At 51.8% G+C, this 18,025-nt stretch carries 19 protein-coding genes; 7 read left to right on the top strand and 12 right to left on the bottom strand.

Translation table 11 applies throughout. From position 1 onward, the window contains the following. Window positions 1–14 precede the first annotated feature (14 nt). Window positions 15–1,010 (bottom strand): alpha/beta fold hydrolase, encoded by a 996-nt coding sequence (locus Q4526_RS01815; protein WP_303609503.1) that lies wholly within the window; start codon window positions 1,008–1,010, stop codon window positions 15–17. Window positions 1,011–1,219: 209 nt separating this feature from the next. On the opposite strand from Q4526_RS01815, the gene yrfG reads away from it, so the two are divergent. From yrfG to Q4526_RS01790, 5 genes are read left to right on the top strand one after another with little or no spacing between them, the layout of a single operon-like run. Continuing rightward, window positions 1,220–1,876: a GMP/IMP nucleotidase gene (gene yrfG / locus Q4526_RS01810; protein WP_215975014.1), complete on the top strand. Its 657-nt coding sequence runs from the start codon at window positions 1,220–1,222 to the stop codon at window positions 1,874–1,876. 7 nt (window positions 1,877–1,883) lie between these two features. Then, a complete protein-coding gene (locus tag Q4526_RS01805; RefSeq protein WP_215975013.1) occupies window positions 1,884–2,273 on the top strand; it encodes an RNA-binding S4 domain-containing protein in 390 nt (129 codons plus the stop codon). A gap of 35 nt (window positions 2,274–2,308) precedes the next feature. Then, on the top strand, window positions 2,309–2,752 hold the full coding sequence (locus tag Q4526_RS01800) for a DUF4124 domain-containing protein (RefSeq protein WP_215975012.1): 444 nt from the start codon (window positions 2,309–2,311) through the stop codon (window positions 2,750–2,752). 15 nt (window positions 2,753–2,767) lie between these two features. Next, window positions 2,768–3,643: an Hsp33 family molecular chaperone HslO gene (gene hslO, locus Q4526_RS01795; protein WP_215975011.1), complete on the top strand. Its 876-nt coding sequence runs from the start codon at window positions 2,768–2,770 to the stop codon at window positions 3,641–3,643. Next, a complete protein-coding gene (locus Q4526_RS01790) occupies window positions 3,640–4,464 on the top strand; it encodes a MipA/OmpV family protein (protein ID WP_303604675.1) in 825 nt (274 codons plus the stop codon). The genes hslO and Q4526_RS01790 overlap by 4 nt, the downstream gene beginning before the upstream one ends. Before the next feature lie 97 nt (window positions 4,465–4,561). Here Q4526_RS01790 and Q4526_RS01785 read toward each other — a convergent pair whose 3' ends face one another. The 9 genes from Q4526_RS01785 to Q4526_RS01745 form a co-directional block, all read right to left on the bottom strand. After that, window positions 4,562–4,891: a hypothetical protein gene (locus tag Q4526_RS01785; RefSeq protein ID WP_215975010.1), complete on the bottom strand. Its 330-nt coding sequence runs from the start codon at window positions 4,889–4,891 to the stop codon at window positions 4,562–4,564. A 158-nt stretch (window positions 4,892–5,049) separates the two neighbouring features. Next, window positions 5,050–6,888 carry a DUF885 family protein gene (locus Q4526_RS01780; protein WP_303609502.1) on the bottom strand — a complete coding sequence of 613 codons (1,839 nt, stop codon included), beginning with the start codon at window positions 6,886–6,888 and terminating at the stop codon, window positions 5,050–5,052. Window positions 6,889–6,972: 84 nt separating this feature from the next. Further along, window positions 6,973–7,383, bottom strand: coding sequence for a hypothetical protein (locus Q4526_RS01775; protein ID WP_215975009.1), 411 nt, complete (start codon window positions 7,381–7,383; stop codon window positions 6,973–6,975). Window positions 7,384–7,404: 21 nt separating this feature from the next. Further along, window positions 7,405–7,683: a dihydrouridine synthase gene (locus tag Q4526_RS01770; protein ID WP_215975008.1), complete on the bottom strand. Its 279-nt coding sequence runs from the start codon at window positions 7,681–7,683 to the stop codon at window positions 7,405–7,407. 36 nt (window positions 7,684–7,719) lie between these two features. Further along, window positions 7,720–8,697 carry a cellulase family glycosylhydrolase gene (locus tag Q4526_RS01765; RefSeq protein ID WP_215975007.1) on the bottom strand — a complete coding sequence of 326 codons (978 nt, stop codon included), beginning with the start codon at window positions 8,695–8,697 and terminating at the stop codon, window positions 7,720–7,722. Window positions 8,698–8,857: 160 nt separating this feature from the next. After that, a complete protein-coding gene (gene phoR / locus Q4526_RS01760) occupies window positions 8,858–10,162 on the bottom strand; it encodes a phosphate regulon sensor histidine kinase PhoR (protein WP_215975006.1) in 1,305 nt (434 codons plus the stop codon). 57 nt (window positions 10,163–10,219) lie between these two features. After that, window positions 10,220–10,915 carry a phosphate regulon transcriptional regulator PhoB gene (gene phoB, locus Q4526_RS01755; protein ID WP_215975005.1) on the bottom strand — a complete coding sequence of 232 codons (696 nt, stop codon included), beginning with the start codon at window positions 10,913–10,915 and terminating at the stop codon, window positions 10,220–10,222. A 164-nt stretch (window positions 10,916–11,079) separates the two neighbouring features. Further along, window positions 11,080–11,937, bottom strand: coding sequence for a 4-hydroxybenzoate octaprenyltransferase (gene ubiA / locus Q4526_RS01750; protein ID WP_215975004.1), 858 nt, complete (start codon window positions 11,935–11,937; stop codon window positions 11,080–11,082). Further along, entirely contained in the window at window positions 11,938–12,537 is a 600-nt protein-coding gene (locus Q4526_RS01745; RefSeq protein ID WP_215975003.1) for a chorismate lyase, read from the bottom strand. Window positions 12,538–12,842: 305 nt separating this feature from the next. On the opposite strand from Q4526_RS01745, the gene Q4526_RS16455 reads away from it, so the two are divergent. Both Q4526_RS16455 and Q4526_RS01740 read left to right on the top strand, forming a co-directional pair. Beyond that, on the top strand, window positions 12,843–12,989 hold the full coding sequence (locus Q4526_RS16455) for an HU family DNA-binding protein (protein ID WP_368411080.1): 147 nt from the start codon (window positions 12,843–12,845) through the stop codon (window positions 12,987–12,989). Beyond that, complete coding sequence (locus tag Q4526_RS01740; RefSeq protein ID WP_215975001.1) at window positions 12,986–14,239, top strand: dicarboxylate/amino acid:cation symporter; 1,254 nt, start codon at window positions 12,986–12,988, stop codon at window positions 14,237–14,239. The genes Q4526_RS16455 and Q4526_RS01740 overlap by 4 nt, the downstream gene beginning before the upstream one ends. Window positions 14,240–14,317: 78 nt before the next feature. Here Q4526_RS01740 and Q4526_RS01735 read toward each other — a convergent pair whose 3' ends face one another. Further along, window positions 14,318–15,718 carry an aminoacyl-tRNA deacylase and HDOD domain-containing protein gene (locus Q4526_RS01735; RefSeq protein ID WP_215975000.1) on the bottom strand — a complete coding sequence of 467 codons (1,401 nt, stop codon included), beginning with the start codon at window positions 15,716–15,718 and terminating at the stop codon, window positions 14,318–14,320. Window positions 15,719–15,935: 217 nt separating this feature from the next. Continuing rightward, window positions 15,936–18,023 carry an ATP-dependent DNA helicase RecG gene (gene recG / locus Q4526_RS01730; RefSeq protein ID WP_215974999.1) on the bottom strand — a complete coding sequence of 696 codons (2,088 nt, stop codon included), beginning with the start codon at window positions 18,021–18,023 and terminating at the stop codon, window positions 15,936–15,938. Window positions 18,024–18,025 lie beyond the last annotated feature (2 nt).

Below are 18,025 nucleotides of genomic sequence, written 5' to 3'. Positions count from 1 at the left end.
CTCTTGTATTACTTTTAGTCAAAAATCTCTTGCAACACCTGCTTATAGCGCTCAAATGCTTCAAATTGCGGCATATGACCGATACCGTCTAACTCGTGCAATTGAGCATCGGGGATGGCACGGGCCGCTTGTTTACCCAATTTATCGTACTGGCCCAGGGTGTATTCAACCCCGGCTTTTTTCCAGCCGCGCCCGGGGCCGGTGGTGTCCCGAGTGCCAATAATTAGGTGTACCGGTACGGCCATTTGCGGGAATTCATTAACCACCGCACCGGTAAAAATCACATCGTAGGTTTGGGCGTTATTCCAGGCTACCTGCGGCCAATCGGGGCCGTTGATCCAACCGGCGTGTATCTCGGTTAGCGCCTGATATTCCGATTGCCATTTGCCGTCGTAGTAGTGCTTTTTTTGGTAGCGTATGACATCAGCGGCGGTTTTTTTCAGTTCGCTTTGATAGAAAAATTCCGGATCTTTGTACTCTACGTACTTAAGATAGTCCTCTAACCCCACCGGGTTGATTAGCACGAGAGTTTCGACTTCGTTGGGGTGGTTAAGTGCATAGCGACTAGCCAGCATACCCCCCATGGAATGGCCGATCACTATCACCTGCTCAAGGTTGAGAGACTGCACTAAGGTGCGGGTGTTGTTGACCAGGCCTTCGGCGCTAAACTGGTAATGGCTAGGCTTAGATGATTTGCCAAAACCGACTTGATCCGGCATTAAGACGCCGTAACCGCGGGCGTGTAAAAATTCTGCGGTTTTGTGCCAGTAGTCGGCGGCAAAGTTTTTGCCGTGCAGCAAGAGCACGGTCGGTTTGTTGTTTTGAGCCGCTAGGTGCATATAGCTCATTTGCAGTGTTTGGCGCTGCGATTGAAAACTAAAGGTTTGTACCGGGTAGGGGTAGCTATATTGGCTTAGTCGCGCGTCATAACTGGGTTGCTCTTGCGCGGCGTAGCCCATTATGGCGGTCAAGAGAAGCGTTAGCAGCCCTATAGGGCGTAAATACTGCATGTGGTTCACCTCGATGTTTAATTAAAAAGCCGACATTAACATTGGTAGCTCGCAGGTTATGCGATTTTAGCGGCGAATTTACAAAACATAATACCGCGGTACTGGTTCTCGGGTTAGTTATGGGTTTTACATCAGTCTGCGAGGGTGGCGGGTCAAACTCCCGCCGTTGAATGCTAAAATGCGCACTGAATTCAGTGCAGGGGTAAACAATGGTCGACTGGCAATCAATAGATACCGTAATGTTGGATATGGATGGCACTTTGCTAGATCTGCATTTTGATAACTATTTCTGGACGCAGCATCTGCCCCAACGCTACGCTGAAATACACGGCCAGCCCTTTGCAGATGTACGCTCCCGGTTGGAGCAGCAAATAGCGGCCGAGCAGGGTCAATTGAAATGGTATTGTCTGGAGTATTGGTCGGAGACACTCAATTTAGACATTCGGGCGTTGAAGGTGGAAATTCAGCATAAGATACAAATTCGCCCCCATGTGGAGGAGTTCCTCAATCGTCTGCGCGTTGCCGGCAAGCAGGCGATCTTGGTTACCAATGCCCACCCACAGAGTATGTCATTAAAGTTTGAGTTGACCGATTTGGATCAGTGGTTGGATTTGGTAATTTCCTCTCACGAATTTAAGTACCCAAAAGAAGCGCAGGAATTTTGGCATTCACTGGCTGAACGAGTGCCTTTTAATGCAGAGCGCACCTTATTTGTCGATGATACCCTGCGGGTGTTGGACTCGGCGCGGGATTATGGCATCGGTCACCTGCTGGCCATTCATCAGCCAGACAGTTATATCGAACGGCGAGTCAAAGGTTATCCTGCGATTCAACATTTCAGTGAAATCATGCCACCCGTGGCATAATAGCGCCATGGATAAAGTACGTATTGATAAATGGCTCTGGGCCGCTCGATTCTTTAAAACCCGCAGTCTGGCGAAACAAGCGATTGAGTCTGGCAAGGTTCAGGTGGATGGCCAGCGGGTAAAACCCAGTCGTGAAATTGAGGCCAGCGCCATGGTTACCGTTCGCCAGGGGTGGGACGATAAAGCTGTCGAAGTGCTGGGGTTAACTGATCAACGTCGCGGCGCCCCAGAGGCGCAAAAGCTTTACCGGGAGTCCCAGGCCAGTATCGAGCTGCGTGAGCGGCGTGCCACCGAGCGCAAGGCAGGTCTAGGGGCGTTTATTGTGAGTGAACACAAGCCCAACAAAAAGCAGCGCCGACAAATACACCGATTTCGGCGAATTATGGATGAAGACTAACCGGCAACAATGGTAAAAACAAAGGAGAAGGATCAATGCGTGTAGGATGGAAGTTAGCATTAATGGTGATGATAAGCGTGCCAGCGGTATGTGGCGCTGAGTTATATCGTTGGACCGACAGTGATGGAAAAGTTCATTACAGTGATCGCAATCCAGGAGATGTACAGGCCGAGTCAATCGAAAAAACACTTAAACCTGTTAATGTCGATGAAAGTCACCAGGAAACGAAGAAATTAAACCGTGTTTTCCCTGAAGGTGAAAACGAAGAGCTGACGAGCGAGACTGCCCAAAAAAGACGCCAGGAACAACAAGCCCAACAGGAGCAAGATCAACGCTGCGCTCAGGCGAAAGAGTATTTACGCAAGCTGAAAGGTCCTGTTTATTTTGTCGATGAAGAGGGTAATGAGTATGATATTTCTGAACGTGAGCGCCAAGAACGCGAAAAAGAATTAGAGCAGTCCATTGCCGAGCATTGCTAACCAATTTGAGGTGTTATGAGTAATAAAGATTTATTGCATCGTTTTATTTTTGATGACTGTGATATACGCGGTGAAATCGTTTCGCTAGAGCAAAGTTATCAAGATGTGCTGGCCAACAACGCGTATCCAGATTTTGTTCAACAATTGTTGGGCGAATTGCTAACCGCCGCGGCTCTTTTGTCCAGTACCCTAAAGTTCGATGGCATTATGACGCTGCAAGCGAAGGGTGATGGCCCAATTGGTTTGATGATGGCCGAGTGCACTCACCACAATGCATTGCGCGGTATTGTCCGATTAGCCGAAAACGCAGAATTTAAAGATGGAGCTCATAGCTTAGCCGACTTAATGGGGCAAGGGGTGTTGACCATCACGCTTGATCCTACTCAGGGCGAGCGCTATCAAGGCGTTGTCCCCTTAGAGGCCGATACCTTGGCTGAGTGTCTGGAACATTATTTCTATCAATCCGAGCAGTTGAAAACTCGTTTGTGGTTGGCGGCTGATTCAGGGCGAACCGGAGGGCTCTTACTGCAAGCGCTGCCTCGGCAATTGGCCGAAACGGACGAGGTGAACGAAGATCAGTGGTATACCGCGGTTGCTTTGAGCGAAACGGTTAAGAGAGAAGAGCTGCTGCGGGTAGAGCACAGCGAATTATTATTTCGTTTGTTTCACGAGCTTTCGGTACGATTGTTTGACCCAGCATATTTAGAATTTTCATGTCGCTGCTCGCGCCAGCGCAGTGAAGATGCACTGAAATCCTTAGGCCGGGATGAGGTGGAAAGTTTATTGGTGGAGCAGGGAGCAATTACCATTGATTGCCAGTTTTGTAATCAAGTGTATTCATTTTCTACGGCTGATGTACGCGCCATGTTCGGGCAGGATACCTTACATTGATTAAGCCTTATTTAATCTTCATGCCTTTATTTTGCTTGATGAGTACATTGGCCGTTGCGCAAAAGACAAAAGAAGAGAGCGCGTCACAACAGCCGGACGTTAAGCGTTGGGAAGTAGGTGTTGGGTTGGGAGGGCTTACCGCTCCTGACTATAAAGGCTCGAAAACTTACCACGAGTATATTGCTCCACTGCCCTATGTGGTGTATCGCGGGCCAGTGATTAGAACCGATCGCGATGGCGTGCGCGGTGATTTTTTGCGTACCGATAGTATTGAGCTTAATGCCAGCATGGCGTTATCAATTACGCCCGATAGTGACAAAAACGCATTGCGTTTGGGGATGCCGGAGTTATTGTCGACATTAGAGGTGGGGCCTGCGGTCAACATTAATCTAACCGGCGAGCACTTTTCGGACGGATTGTCGCTGAGTATACCATTGCGTGCGGTATTTACTGTGGGCGATGGCTCGCCAGATTATATAGGTATTACCAGTACCCCCTCTCTAATCTATCGGCTTGATCACGGTGATGGCTGGCGGTGGACCCTGCGCGCCGGACCGGTACTTGCCAGCGGCAAATACCACGATTACTACTATTCGGTAAAACCCGAGTATGTCACCCCAGAGCGGCCAGAGTTTAACGCGCGCAGTGGTTACAATGGCTTCAATGGTCAAGTGTCTTTAAGTCGTCGATTCAGTGATTATTGGTATGCGTTTTATTTTCGATATTCAAATATACAGGGTGCCGATTTTGTCGACAGTCCGCTGGTGGAAACCGAGCACAATGCCGTCGCGGGTTTTGCGGTTAGTTGGGTGTTTTTGTGACAGAGTCAGCTGTGGGTGTAAATAGTTTTGGTGGGAGCTTTCTGTTTCTTTAATAGGAGCGGGCGCCACACATTAAGAGCCCACCCACTGATACTAATTAGTTGTCGCGACGCATTGGTATAGGAACAGGTTCACTTCGTGCGGTTGGCTCTTCAGCTTTAAATTTTTCATAAGAGCGATTATGTACTTGCTCTAACCGAAGTATCGACCTGTTCAGTGCTGGATCATTACAGCCGTCGACCTGCTCAAAGAGTTTATCAATAGTCTTGAGGGCATTCGTTCTGAGGTCTGACTGTGCAATCATACTGTAAAGTTTAGGGAAGTATTCCGGCCCCACTTTATCATGCATCTCATCATTGACGGTCTTTTTAGAGACTAAATCCGGCAACTCAATTTCAGGGCACCGCCTAGTAATTTCTTCTAACATAATGTAATTCGATCGCATGACTCGGTACTCAATTCCCAATTCACGCGGGCCGGCAAAAGCTTGTAAACAGCATACTGATAGCGTGAATAAGACGAACGTGCGTAAACTCCGCATATAAAATCTCTGTGTTGGTGTCTCAAAGGATGATTGTATCATTGCTATTGGGCGCTTTTCGAGCGAATCCAAGCGTCAACTTGTTCTTTCAGAATGTTCAACGGTAAGGCGCCAGAGCCCAGTATGACATCGTGAAAATCACTGAGTTCGAAGTCATCGCCGAGCCGCTGTTGGCTCTCGCTTTTAAGCCTTTCGATTTCTAGCAAACCGATCATATAAGCGGTGGCTTGCCCGGGCATAACAATATAACGTTCTACTTCGCGGGTGGCATCGGGTCGCGTCATGGGCGAGTTGCTGGCAAAGTAATCAATCGCTTGTTCTTTGCTCCAGCGATAGTGGTGCAAGCCGGTATCGACCACAAGTCGAATAGCCCGCCAGAGCTCAAAGCTGAGCCGGCCAAAATCGGCATAAGGGTCTTGGTAAAGCCCAAGCTCTTGAGGCACTTTTTCCGCGTACAAACCCCAACCTTCAATATATGCGGTGTAATGGCTATGGCGGCGAAATGCGGGTGTGTTGGTTAGTTCCTGGGCGATGGCAATTTGCATGTGATGCCCTGGTAGCGCCTCGTGGTAGGCCAGTGCCTGCATTTGATAGCGTGGCATAGCCGATAGATCGTGCAGGTTGACGTAGTAAATGCCGGGCCGGGATCCATCTTGGGCGGGCGACTGATAAAAAGCTTTGCCTGCTGATTTTTCCCGAAAGGGTTCCACCGCTTTTACCACTAATTCGGCTTGGGGGAGTCGGCCAAATAAATCGGGCAGCAACTGTCTTATGTCAGCAATAATACTCCGGGTGTCGGCCAAGTAATCTTGTCGCCCCTGCGGTGTATTGGCGTAATACAAAGTGGGGTCTTGTTTGAGGTGATTAAAAAAAGCAGATAAGTCACCTTTATAGCCAATGGTTTTTTGCAATTGCTTCATTTCTTGGTGGATTCTGGCTACGGCGTCGAGTCCCATTTGATGAATATGCTCGGCGCTGAACTCTGTGGTTGTTATCGCTTTGAGCTTGGCTCGGTAGTAGTCATCGCCCTGTGGTAATTTCCAGACTCCAGCGCGTGTATCAGAGGCTTGCTCCTGAGTGGTCAGTGTTTGAATAAGGTTTTGATAGGCCGGCTCAACAGAGTTTAGTAGCGCGTCGCGAGCGGCATTTAGGTAGCGCTTTTCTCTGGCCTGGGGTAACGCCAAACCATCGAGCTGTTGGGTAAAGTGCTGCCACAACGGGCTGGGCTTTGAAGCACCGTCGGTAGCGCTGATTGCCGTCGCTGTAAAAGGGGCGCCGCTGATGATATTTCGGCTGTCCTGAATTACCAGGGGGTAAACAAAGCTCGGCGCTAAAATGCCCTGCTCGGCCTGATGTTGTAAGTGTTTAATCAATTGTTCAATCAGTGGTGCAACACCATGCAGGCGAGCAATAAAAGCGGCGATGTCCGCCTCGTTTTGGATAGTGTGGGAGTTGATTAAAAACGCGGGAATATGAGAGTGCCAACCAAACATTTGATTGACCGGATAGGAGTGGTTGCGCCAGCGATAGTGGCGGATATTGGTTTGTAGTTGGTTGATTAACAAACGCCGATTTAATTGATTAGCGGGCGATAGACTATCGGCGTCTAAAGCTTGTAGCTGTTCAAGTTGCTGTTGGTATAAGCGGTGCGCCCGAGTGTTTGCGGCGGGAGAAATATCATCCCACTGACCTTTGTTTGTGTCGCGGCCAAGCTGGGTTTGCCACATAGGGCTGAGTGCTACCCACTGCTCAAACACCTGTTCAAATAGTCGCTCGGCTTGATGATCGCTGTGGGTGGCCTCAGGCGGCGCGGCAGCTGTGGCAATACTGGCGAGCGTGAGCATCGCCAGCAGAGTTAAGCGCAGTGAATTCCAAATTTTCATAGTTATCATTACTTTGATCACAGTGAACAGGGTGATCACGCGCCTGAACAAATGAGCTGCTTGACCCTCAACCAACGAAAACAGTTAGTTTTTGGGGCGAAATGCTTTGTCCAGTGCCCGATCGGCGTGACTTTTTAATGTTTTCTTATCGCGTATTCCGGCAAACGGATCGGAGGCACTTGGAGGCTCGCGGGTATTTTTAGTTCCGTTAGTGGGCGGAGGTGTTTGCTGTATGGCGGGCTCGGGAGTTCGCAAGATCCGCTTTAGGTAAAAATAATAGATCAGCGTGAATGTGATCAGTAGCACCCATTTGAGAAGGTAAGACAACCATAGCCCAGTGGTATCTTGAGCGCTGTGAGCGTAATCCACATAATCGCCGTGGACCATCCCCACTAAAAAATAGCCCAATAAAAGAGTGAGTGTGGCGAGAATCGGGCGGTGGTAGCGCTTCCAGATAAAAGTGGCCAGAGCGGATTTGGCAAGAAATCGAAACATGGCGATGCCTTTAGGAAAAGATTATGGAAACAGGCTCAGGCCGAGAGCGGCCACCAGAGCGACCATGCCGCGCGATTTGTAATCGCTGATGATCTTATCTTCCTCTTCTTTCACAATAGCTTCCAGTACATCTGGCTCGTACTCATCGGGTTTGCGGCCGTGCAAATAAATACGATTTTTGGCTCGTTCAATGGCTTTTTCACGTATTTTACCGGCGTACTTTTGCTTAACCTTGTTATAGGTACGACGCAAAACGTTGCTGCGCTGTTTAGGGTCCAGTTCGTTTTCGGGTAGGCTCATAATCAGTTTGTATGCTCGAGGTCGGGCCGCAAAGCTTTATGGTGCAGGTTCTTGGCTTGTCATGCAATGCCAGTTCGGTGTGACTGCATTGTGTGCTATGGCGTAGGGCTCATCCAACATGATTTCCCGTCCCCACCCGGTTAAGCCCTGTAGGGTGCCGTCGTCGGTCATATCCAAGTGTTGTTGTGGTTTATTGCCGGGGCCCCAAGACCAAGGCATAAAGCCAATGTCAAATTCCAAAGCTGTCTTAATAATGGCTCGATAGGGAATTTCCCCACCGTCGGTGTCGTCCCAGCGGTTGCCAAATTCGCCAATAATAAGGGGTAACCCGGCTTCTACCGATTGTATGATTTCTTGGCGTACGCGCTCGGCGTCGTAACCCCACATCTTTGGCCACCACATATGCACCGATAGCAGAATATTATTCTGTGGGTCAGCGGCCAGTAGGTCTGGGGCGGCAGATTGCAGAGCGTCAATATCTTTGCCCCACCCCGGCGCATCTATCATGAGTGGAGTATTATACCCAGCGCTGCGCAACTGTTGTATGGCTTGAGTGTAGCCGTCTATGTATTGCTTCAGGGCAGCCATATCGCCTGCGTTGTTGCCAATATTGACAATGGTATAGGCTTGGTGGCGGGCGACGGTGGCCACAATGTCGGGGCGCAGCCAGTAGTCCACCAGTCCCGTAAGGGTTGACCAGTCGCCATTGGCGTCGTGCACCTCGACAATGGGGAATAATCGTTGCTCGCGGGCATTGCGCAAAACCGTATCCAATTCTTCGGCGGTGCCCTCAACCGTCCAGATAAGTCGCACACTGTTGGCTCCTGTTTTGGCGATCTCGGCAAAGCTCGACAAGCCCGTGCGGTCCATTCGATACACCATGCGGTTGGGGCCCATTAAGACGACGCGCTCGCCACAGGGGGTATAGACAAACCGCTCCTGCACGTTTAGGTGGGTAGCATAGGCCGGCCAAATGGCCAGACAGAGGGCTGTGGTGATCAGAAATCTTCGCATAAAGACTCAATGGTCGGTTAAGTGCCCGCTCGGTCAGTGATTGTCCGGTCGCTATGACCGAATTTATTATTATCTGCCTGACAAAGCAAATGCCTTGGGTTTGTTTGGCCCCGTTCAGGGAAACGCCAATGGGGTTGCAGCTAGTGTAGCGCGAAGTGGGTTATTTGTCCCTAGGCCGCAGGCCGGTGCGGCCATCGTTAGCAGGAAGAATACAGGTGAATACACTGCCTTTACCCACTTCGCTGTGAATCTGCAGCTCGGCATCGTGCCGGAGCAAAACATGTTTCACAATGGCAAGGCCAAGGCCGGTGCCGCCGGTTTTACTGTTGCGACTGGCATCCACACGATAAAAACGCTCTGTTAAGTGCGGGATATGTTTAGATTCAAACCCCGCTCCGTTGTCGGTGACCGAAAAATAGATATGCGGGCCGCTGCGCCATAAGCGCATGGCGATTGCGCCTTGTTCAGGGGTGTATTTGACCGCGTTAATGACCAAATTGGAAAAAGCACTGTGCAGTTCTTTTTCGGTGCCGACGACACTGAGCTCTGGCGTCATATCCAGAGTAATGGTTTGCTGTTTGTCGGAGGCCAACACCATGGCTTCGGCTTTGATCGTCTGCAATAGAGGTCCAAGTTCCAGCCGCTTCTGGTTAAAGCCGGTGTCTGTGGTTTCGAGCTTGGAGAGCATAATCAGATCGTTAATCAGCAGTGACATGCGTTTCGATTGCTGCTGCATTTGTTCAAATGGCCGGCTCCAGGCGGGGGTGGTATTGTTGTCGGCCATGGTTTCGAGGTAGCCGCTAATCACCGTTAACGGGGTTCGTAATTCGTGCGACACATTGGCGACAAAATCCTTGCGCATCTGCTCCAAATGGAAAATCTGAGTAATGTCGCGCACAACGATAAGGCGTTCATTCTTACCAAAACGGGTGATTTGAAACTGCAGTCGCTTATCGGGAAAGCGTGGCGAGGGAATATCCAGCGGCTCGCTATAATCACCTTGCTCAAAGTGATCGACAAAACGTGGATCGCGTATAAAATTCACCACTGACTGGCCCTGATCGGAGTTGTAAAACCCAAGCAGTCGCTGCGCGGCTGGGTTCCACCAGTCTAGCTGGCCGCGCCAGTCTAGCAAAATAACCCCGTCCTTTAGAGCGGAGGTGGTTTCCTGAACACGGTTGATCACCGCTTGCAGATTGTTTTTTTCGCGCTTCTGGCGGCGCTGTAGGTGATAGATAGCGTCAAAAACCTCCCCCCAAAGTCCGGTGGACTCGGGAGGCTGACTTTTGCGCTTGCCTTGCAGCCAAATACTCAGACGCAGCATTTGCCAGAGGTTCCAACCTGTGTACCATGCGACAGCGAGCAACAGTGTGATGGCCAGTTGATCGATCAGTAAACCGATAATGGACGCCATCGCGAGCAATAGTAGTAGGCGTTTAACTTCGGCGTGAAATCCTTGCAACAAATGATAACCTTACTGACTGGACAGCTCTATGTGGCGCGGGTTTACGAGCCGCGATTATTAGCCGACCTTAGTGGAAAATCGATAGCCTGTACCGCGTACGGTCTGTACCAGGTTTTCGTGCTGATCTACGGTTAACGCTTTGCGCAGACGACGAATATGGACATCGACCGTACGCTCTTCCACGTAAACATTACCACCCCACACGTGATCCAACAATTGGCCGCGGGTATAAGCTCGCTCTTGATGGGTCAGAAAAAACTGCAACAGCCGAAACTCGGTAGGCCCCATATCCACTTCGCGCTCATTGATGGTGACGCGATGGCTGGCGGGATCCAGGCACAACCCCTGAACCTTAATGGGTTTGCCGCTGGATTGGGGGTCGGTGCGGCGCAAAACTGCTTTGAGGCGTGCTACCAGTTCGCGTGGAGAGAAAGGCTTGGTGATGTAATCATCGGCACCCACTTCCAACCCCTGAATTTTATTATCTTCCTCGCCTTTAGCGGTCAGCATAATAATGGGAATGTTAGCGGTGACCTCATCGCGCTTTAACCGGCGCGCCAACTCAATACCACTGGTGCCGGGCATCATCCAGTCCAATAATATGAGATCGGGTTTTTCATCCACAATCAGGCCGTGAGCATCCTGTGCGTTACTGGCCTCTAGGCAGCGGTATTCCGCCATTTCCAGAGCGATACGCAGCATATCGCGAATGGCGGATTCGTCATCAACGATGAGAATGGTACGACTTGTCATAGTGCCTGCCTGTGATCCATTAAAATACGGAAAGATAAAATCTCAATGTCGGAACGGTCATTAATGACCAAGGTGCGTTAACCGACGGCGCAAGCGTATTTAATGTATTAATTGTTGCATATTTATGACAGTAACGGGATCGATTTGCCACAATGTGGTGTTTTCTATAAAGGTAGCTGACCGGCAATGATGCCTAGCAGTATGGCCAGCTGTGCCCAGTGGTTGTTTAAGAACGCTTTAAAGCACTGGCTGCGCTGACGATACCGAATCAGTCGCTGCTGGTAAATAAACAGGGCGCTCGCCGTGGCAACGCCAAGATAATAAAGTGCATTGAGCTCAAATCGAGGGGCCATCATTAGCAGGCCACCCACGACTAGAATTTGCAAGGTGGCGGTAATCAGTCGATCTTGCTCGCCAAATAAGACGGCTGTGGATTTGATGCCTATTTGAATATCATCATCCCGATCCACCATAGCGTAAAAAGTATCGTAGACCATGGTCCAGATAACCACAGTGAAGTACACCAGCCAGGCCTCTACCGGCACCGTTTCTTGCACGCTGGCAAAGGCCATGGGAATACTCCAGGCAAACGCTGCTCCCAATATCAGTTGTGGCAAATGGGTATAGCGCTTCATAAAGGGGTAAACACTGGCGAGAACGAGTGCGCCGACGGCTAGCAACATCGTTAATGTATTGGTCAGTAATACTAAAATGATGGCAATAAACACCAGCGCAGCGAAGCCTGCCCAGGCTTCACTTAGTTGCAGCTGGCCGAGAGCTAGAGGTCGGTCTTGAGTGCGCTTTACATGACCATCCAATTTGCGGTCGGCAATATCGTTAATGATACAGCCAGCCGAGCGCATTACGATTGCCCCCAAGCTAAAAATGATCAGCAGGTCAATTCTCGGCGTCCCATCACTGGCCAACCAGAGCGCCCATAGAGTGGGCCATAACACCAACAACCAGCCAATCGGACGATTGAGCCTTGTTAATTGCACGAACAGCATCAGTCGGTTACGCATTTAGTCTGTCCTGGTCAGAGTGTGTTCAAAGGCGGGCAGAAAAATCTCGCTCACCAGTAGTTTCTTGTTGTGCAAAGTAAACACCGAGCGGCGGCCCCAAAGTGCGCTTGAGCCCTGTAACGCCTCGGGCACCAACCCAGTTGGGGGCAGCAGTGCCAATTGTAACGCTGAGCGGCCCAGCTGAGCATGGCTAAATAAATAGCCACCTAGGGGGCGGCGGCCCAAATGGCGAAGATGTTTGAGTGGTCCCTTAAGGCTGGTGGCGGGAAATAAGCTGCGGGCAAACACCCAGGGCTGCTGTTGTGGCCCGCGCAGTATCACCTCGCGCACCAAGCATGCACTATGCGGGGCAATACCCAAAGTGTTGGCCTCGCTCAAGCTTGGCCTGCCCCACCCCTGTTGCACTATGTGCACACTGATTGGCTTGCCGCCCAGTTGGTTTAAGCGGGCGGTCAGGGAGCTCGGGTCGGTCAGCCAAGAGCGAAGATGACTGGGTAGTTGAAAACAGCGACCTGTGTTTTGCCACAGCCCAAATCCGCCCCGTCGCAAAGGGTATAAGCGCGATATTAAGTGGCGACAATCGGTGGCATACAGAGACAACACAAACCCCAGCAAAGCTCAGTGACAACGGCGGCTATTCTAACAGCCCCTGTTGCTGGCGTGATAGCGTTGTATGCTTTACCGCGGGCTTAGGCCTTGGTTTAATGGCGCATCGTTTACATCAACGGGGTTTAGGTGTGAATAATAATGGCGAATTATAAAAAATGCCGGCTGGCTATAGAAAAAGAGTCCAATACTTATGAAAAGAGCAGAGTGGGTCGTGGTCAATGGTGCAGTTATCGGGTTAACGCCTATCGCGGCGAACGAGCTAGTTGGCAAAGCTGGGCCTCTATTGGGTTCCCGCTGTGCCGGGCATTGTGACTTTTAAGGTCAGTCACCGAATCGGTCGCCATCCGCGTACCGGTGATATTATTCAGGTGCCAGATTGGCACACTATTACATATCGGCCTGTGCATGCTTTGCGCAGTGCAGTTCAGGAGTTATTTCTGTGAGTTTAACAAAACGAATACTTATCGCCATGGTGCTCGGCATCTTGTCCGGGCTCGGTTTAAATGCACTGTCGGGCGGGGCGGACAACAGCTGGGTTCAAGTCTTTTTAGTGGATGGTGTGTTTGACGCGGTGGGTAGTATTTTTATTGCCTCGCTGAAATTATTGGTTGTGCCATTGGTATTTGTGTCGCTGGTGTGTGGCACCTCGGCGCTGGGAAATCATGCCCGCATGGGCTCATTGGCGATCAAAACCATTGGTCTGTATTTGATCACTACCGCTATTGCGATCAGTCTAGCCATTACGGTAGCCACTTTAATAGCCCCGGGGGAGGGCATTGAACCGGACGTTACGTCGGTAGCGATTACCCCTCAAGCACCGTCAATCAAAGAGACGTTGGTCAATATCTTTCCCGACAACCCGGTGCAGGCCATGGCCGAGGGCAATATGCTGCAAGTGATTGTGTTCTCGGTTCTACTCGGAATTGCCATTTCTCGCAGTGGTGACAGTGCCAGGCCCATGGTTGAGTTTTTTAACAACCTCAATCAGGTGGTCATGAAGATGGTGCTGATACTGGTGCACTTTGCCCCCTATGGCGTGTTTTGCTTGCTGGCTAAATTATTTGCCGGTGAGGGTGTGGGGGTGATTCGCAATTTAGCTTGGTATTTCGGTACCGTCGTGGTGGTGCTGATGGTGCAGTGTTTTATTGTTTACCCCGGCTTGTTAAAACTCTTGGCTGGGCTAAACCCCCTGCACTTCTTTCGCAAGCTGTTTCCGGTGCTGTTGTTTGGTTTTAGCTCCGCGTCCAGTAACGCTACCCTGCCATTTACCTTGACCACTGTGCGTGACAAGTTGGGGGTGGATAATAAAGTCGCGTCTTTCACTCTGCCTTTGGGGGCCACCGTTAATATGGATGGCACCTCTATTATGCAGGGGGTGGCAACCGTGTTTATTGCCCAGGCCTACGGTATTGATGTGGGCATTGGCGGTTATTTGATGGTGGTGCTTACCGCGACCCTAGCCTCTATCGGTACCGCTGGGGTGCCGGGTGTGGGCATGATTACGCTGACCATGGTATTGCAACAAGCCGGATTACCTGTTGAGGGGATTGCCATGATTATCGGCGTTGATCGCCTGCTGGATATGCTGCGTACCTCGGTCAATATCACCGGTGATGCTACCGTCAGTAGTGTGGTCGCCAACAGTGAATCGCTGCTGGATCGGGAAAAATTCGCTGCCCCACCCTCACCCTAGAGCGCAGGGCGGAAAGATAAAAAAACCGGCGATAAGCCGGTTTTTTTATTGGGGTCGTTCTGGGGTTGTCGGTGCCGGTTAACTGGGGGATAGAGCGCTGGCGATATGCTCTAACTCGTCTGTGGACTCGATGATATTGGCCACTGTGGCCTCGGCCTTATCTTTATTTAAGTGCAGCTCATCCAGTAAGGATTGGGGGATGTCTACCTTGGGACCATTGCCAATACCATGCTGGCGCAGCAGGCACTTGGCGATATAGATCAGTTTGGCATAAATTGCGTGCTCGCCCGTGATCTCCGGGTTTTGTTGATGACGGATACCAACCACCACCTCTTCGGGCATCGACCAGAGCTCCATTAAGCAGCCGGCAACTTGATCGCGAGTCATGCCCAGTATATGCCGTTCGATGGCTTGCGGTGTGGTGTGCGGGTTGGCTTCGCTCAGGCGGCAAAATTTAGTGTAATGGGGTGGAAATACCTCAGCCATCACCAACATGCCAAAATTGTGCAGTAAGCCGGTTAGGTAGGCCATGCCAAAGCTGGGCCGTTGGTCGCGAGGAATGGCGGTGACCAGGCCTTCGATGGTGGCGGCCATATAGACCGACTGATGCCAGTAGGCAAGTTCGCCATTGGGGCTGTCTTTGGGCATAGATATGGTTTTGCCCAGCGCTAATCCCAAGGCGAGATTGAGTACCATATCAAAGCCGAGCACCCGAACTATGGCATCGTGAATGGATTTAATTTTGCCCGGCGCCGAGTAGTAAGGCGAGGCGGCCCAGCTAACTACCTGTGCAGCCAGGCTGGGGTCGGTTTCGACAATTTGCGCTAAATCCGAGATATCGGCATTGGGGTCGACCCGCAATTTGATAATACGCTGGGCGGTATCGGATAAAGGCGGTAATTCTAAGGTTTCTTCCAGCCGCTGCTTAATGCGCATCTGGGTAAAGTTTTGAATGGCGCTGTTGATATTGGCCAGATCATCCGCCTGGCTGTTATCCGCCTCCAGTGGAGCGAGAGGGACAGAGATGTCACATACGATAGCGTCATTAAGAGTCTGTTGAAAATCGGCGCTTTGCACATGGATCAGTTGTTCGTTATCACCAGAATCTAGTAGCAACTCATCGCGATCGAGTAGCGCTTGATCCACCAAAGTTAACAGTCCGGCCACTTGCGGCAAAGCGGGAACGGACTGGAAATGATTGGCGTCGCAAAATTGTTTGAGTTCCTGTGCACTGGCCGCTTGTAGTTCACGGTTGAGTTGGCGGCTCACTGCGTTTAAATCGAGCAGTGTGTTGGCGGCAATCACCACTTGCACCCGGCCGACTTCATCTTGCAATAAAATCGATTTTGCCGCGCCAACATTGCGCAGGTGTTGATCGTGCCAGAGTGATCGATTGTCGTTATCATTGGGCGTAGCAGCTAAGTCATAACGAATGTTTTGACTGCTGAGTAGCGATTCTACGCTGGTAGGTACTGGCACGGTGTCTCTCCTGTGAACAAGTAGTTCGATTTAGCCACAGCTTATGCAGTGCTCTGAATCAATGCGTAATGTATCTAGTCTATCTACTAGATTAGCAGTAAATAGTGACGTTTATCGTGTGTCTTTTCATGCCATTTGTGACCGAGTGCATATTTTTCCGATAAACGCCGATTATGCCCTACTGAGTGATTATAGTTCGCACAAGACACTTTTTAGCTTAGGCGCCGAGATATTTTTCCCGACCGCTGAGCCAGCGTTGCAACAGCGCCTGAGCGTGGCCGAGGTGGTGCCGGAGCATCGACTCGGCCGCCGCCTTCACCTGAGGTAGCAAATAGGCGTCGCGACCCAAATCGGCAATGCGAAATTGCATGGCCCCGGTTTGTCGGGTGCCGAGTACCTCCCCCGGCCCTCGCAGCTCCAGATCTTGCTCGGCGATATAGAACCCATCGCTGCTTTCGCGCATCACCCGCAGGCGCTCTTTACTGTGGTTAGACAGGGGCGAGCCGTAGAGTAAGACGCAGTGGCTGGCAGTGGCTCCGCGCCCGACCCGGCCGCGCAATTGGTGCAGCTGCGACAGGCCCAGGCGCTCGGGGTTTTCGATGATCATCAAGCTGGCATTGGGAACGTCGACTCCGACCTCAATCACGGTGGTGGCCACTAGCAGGTCGATCTCGCCGGCCTTAAAGGCGGTCATCACCGCCTCTTTTTCGCGGCTTTTCATACGCCCGTGTACCAGCGCCACCCGGGCGTTGGGCAGGCACGATTGCAGCAGCTCGCAGGTGGCCTCGGCGGCCTGTGCCTCCAGCGCCTCAGACTCTTCAATAAGGGTGCACACCCAGTAGGCCTGTCGCCCATCCTGGCAGGCGGTATTAACGCGCTCTATCACCTCGGCGCGGCGCTGGTCGGAAATGACCACGGTGCTGACGGGCGTGCGCCCCGGTGGCAGCTCGTCGATGACTGAGCAATCCAGGTCGGCGTAGGCGCTCATGGCCAGGGTGCGTGGAATAGGCGTGGCGGTCATGATTAACTGGTGCGGCGTAGTGCCTGGCGGCGCTTTGTCACTGAGGGCCAAGCGTTGGTGTACACCAAACCGATGCTGTTCGTCGATAATAGCCAGCGCGAGCCGGGCAAATTGTACGTCTTCTTGAAACACCGCGTGTGTGCCCACCACAATATGCGCCTCGCCTTGAGCGACCGCACTGAGCGATTCGCGTCGTGCCGCCGCTTTTTGACGCCCGCTCAGATAATTGACCTGCAGGCCCAGTGGGCTCAACCACTGGCTAAAATTGGCGTAGTGCTGCTCGGCCAGAATTTCGGTGGGGGCCATAATCACCGCCTGCTGCCCACTGGCAACTGCGGCCAGTGCTGCCAGCGCGGCCACTACGGTTTTGCCCGAGCCCACATCCCCTTGCACCAGCCGGAGCATGGGCTCGGGTTGGGCTAAATCAGTCATAATCTCAGCGGTTACTCGCTGTTGGGCGGCGGTCAGGGCAAACGGCAGTTGCTCTTTAAACTGCTCGGTCAACCCCGTTGCGTCTTGCAGGGGGGTAGCAGTGGCGCGTTTTGCGCTGTGGCGAAACATGAGCATGCTCAGTTGATGGGCCAGCAACTCCTCAAATACCAAACGCTGTTGATAGGGGTGCGTACCTTCGCTAATAGCTTGTAAGTCAGTATTCAAAGGCGGCTTGTGCAAGAGCTTGAGCGCTTGGCTCAGCGGCACCTGCCCCAGTGAACGGGTAAGGGCCTCGGGTAAAAGCTCAGCGATAGGCTGCTGTTCGAGCCGGACCAGCGCCTGCTCCATCAGGGCGCGAATTCTCGGTTGCGTCAGCCCCTCGGTGGTGGGGTAATGGGGCGTAAAGCTCTGTTCTAAGGGTTTGGGTTGGCCCCGATCCAACACCTCGTATTCCGGGTGTACTATTTCGAGCCCCGATCCGCCGCGGCGCAGCTCGCCAAAGCAGCGTAGGCGGGCCCCCGCAATCAGGCGCTGTTTTTGCGCGGCGGTAAAATGAAAAAAGCGCAGCGTTAGGGTGCCGGTGTTGTCTTGCACTTTACACACCAATGAACGGCGCCGGCCATAGAGTACATCGCAGGCTCTTATCTCGGCTTCAATAACGGCGCTGATGCCCGGCTGTAGGCCACCGATGGGTTGCACCCGGGTGCGATCCAAATAGCGGCTGGGCAAATGAAATAAGAGCTGGCCGAGGGTCTGGATACCGAGCTTGGCAAGTTTCTCGCTCAGCGCCGGCCCCACCCCTTTTAAGGTCGAAACCGGCACTTCGGCCAGAGTGTGAGCCCCGCCATTCATAG

Source organism: Gilvimarinus sp. 2_MG-2023, from assembly GCF_030547685.1.
Taxonomy (GTDB): domain Bacteria; phylum Pseudomonadota; class Gammaproteobacteria; order Pseudomonadales; family Cellvibrionaceae; genus Gilvimarinus.
The sequence above is the reverse complement of the archived record's forward strand: the minus strand, read 5'-3'. Positions and strand labels throughout refer to the sequence as shown.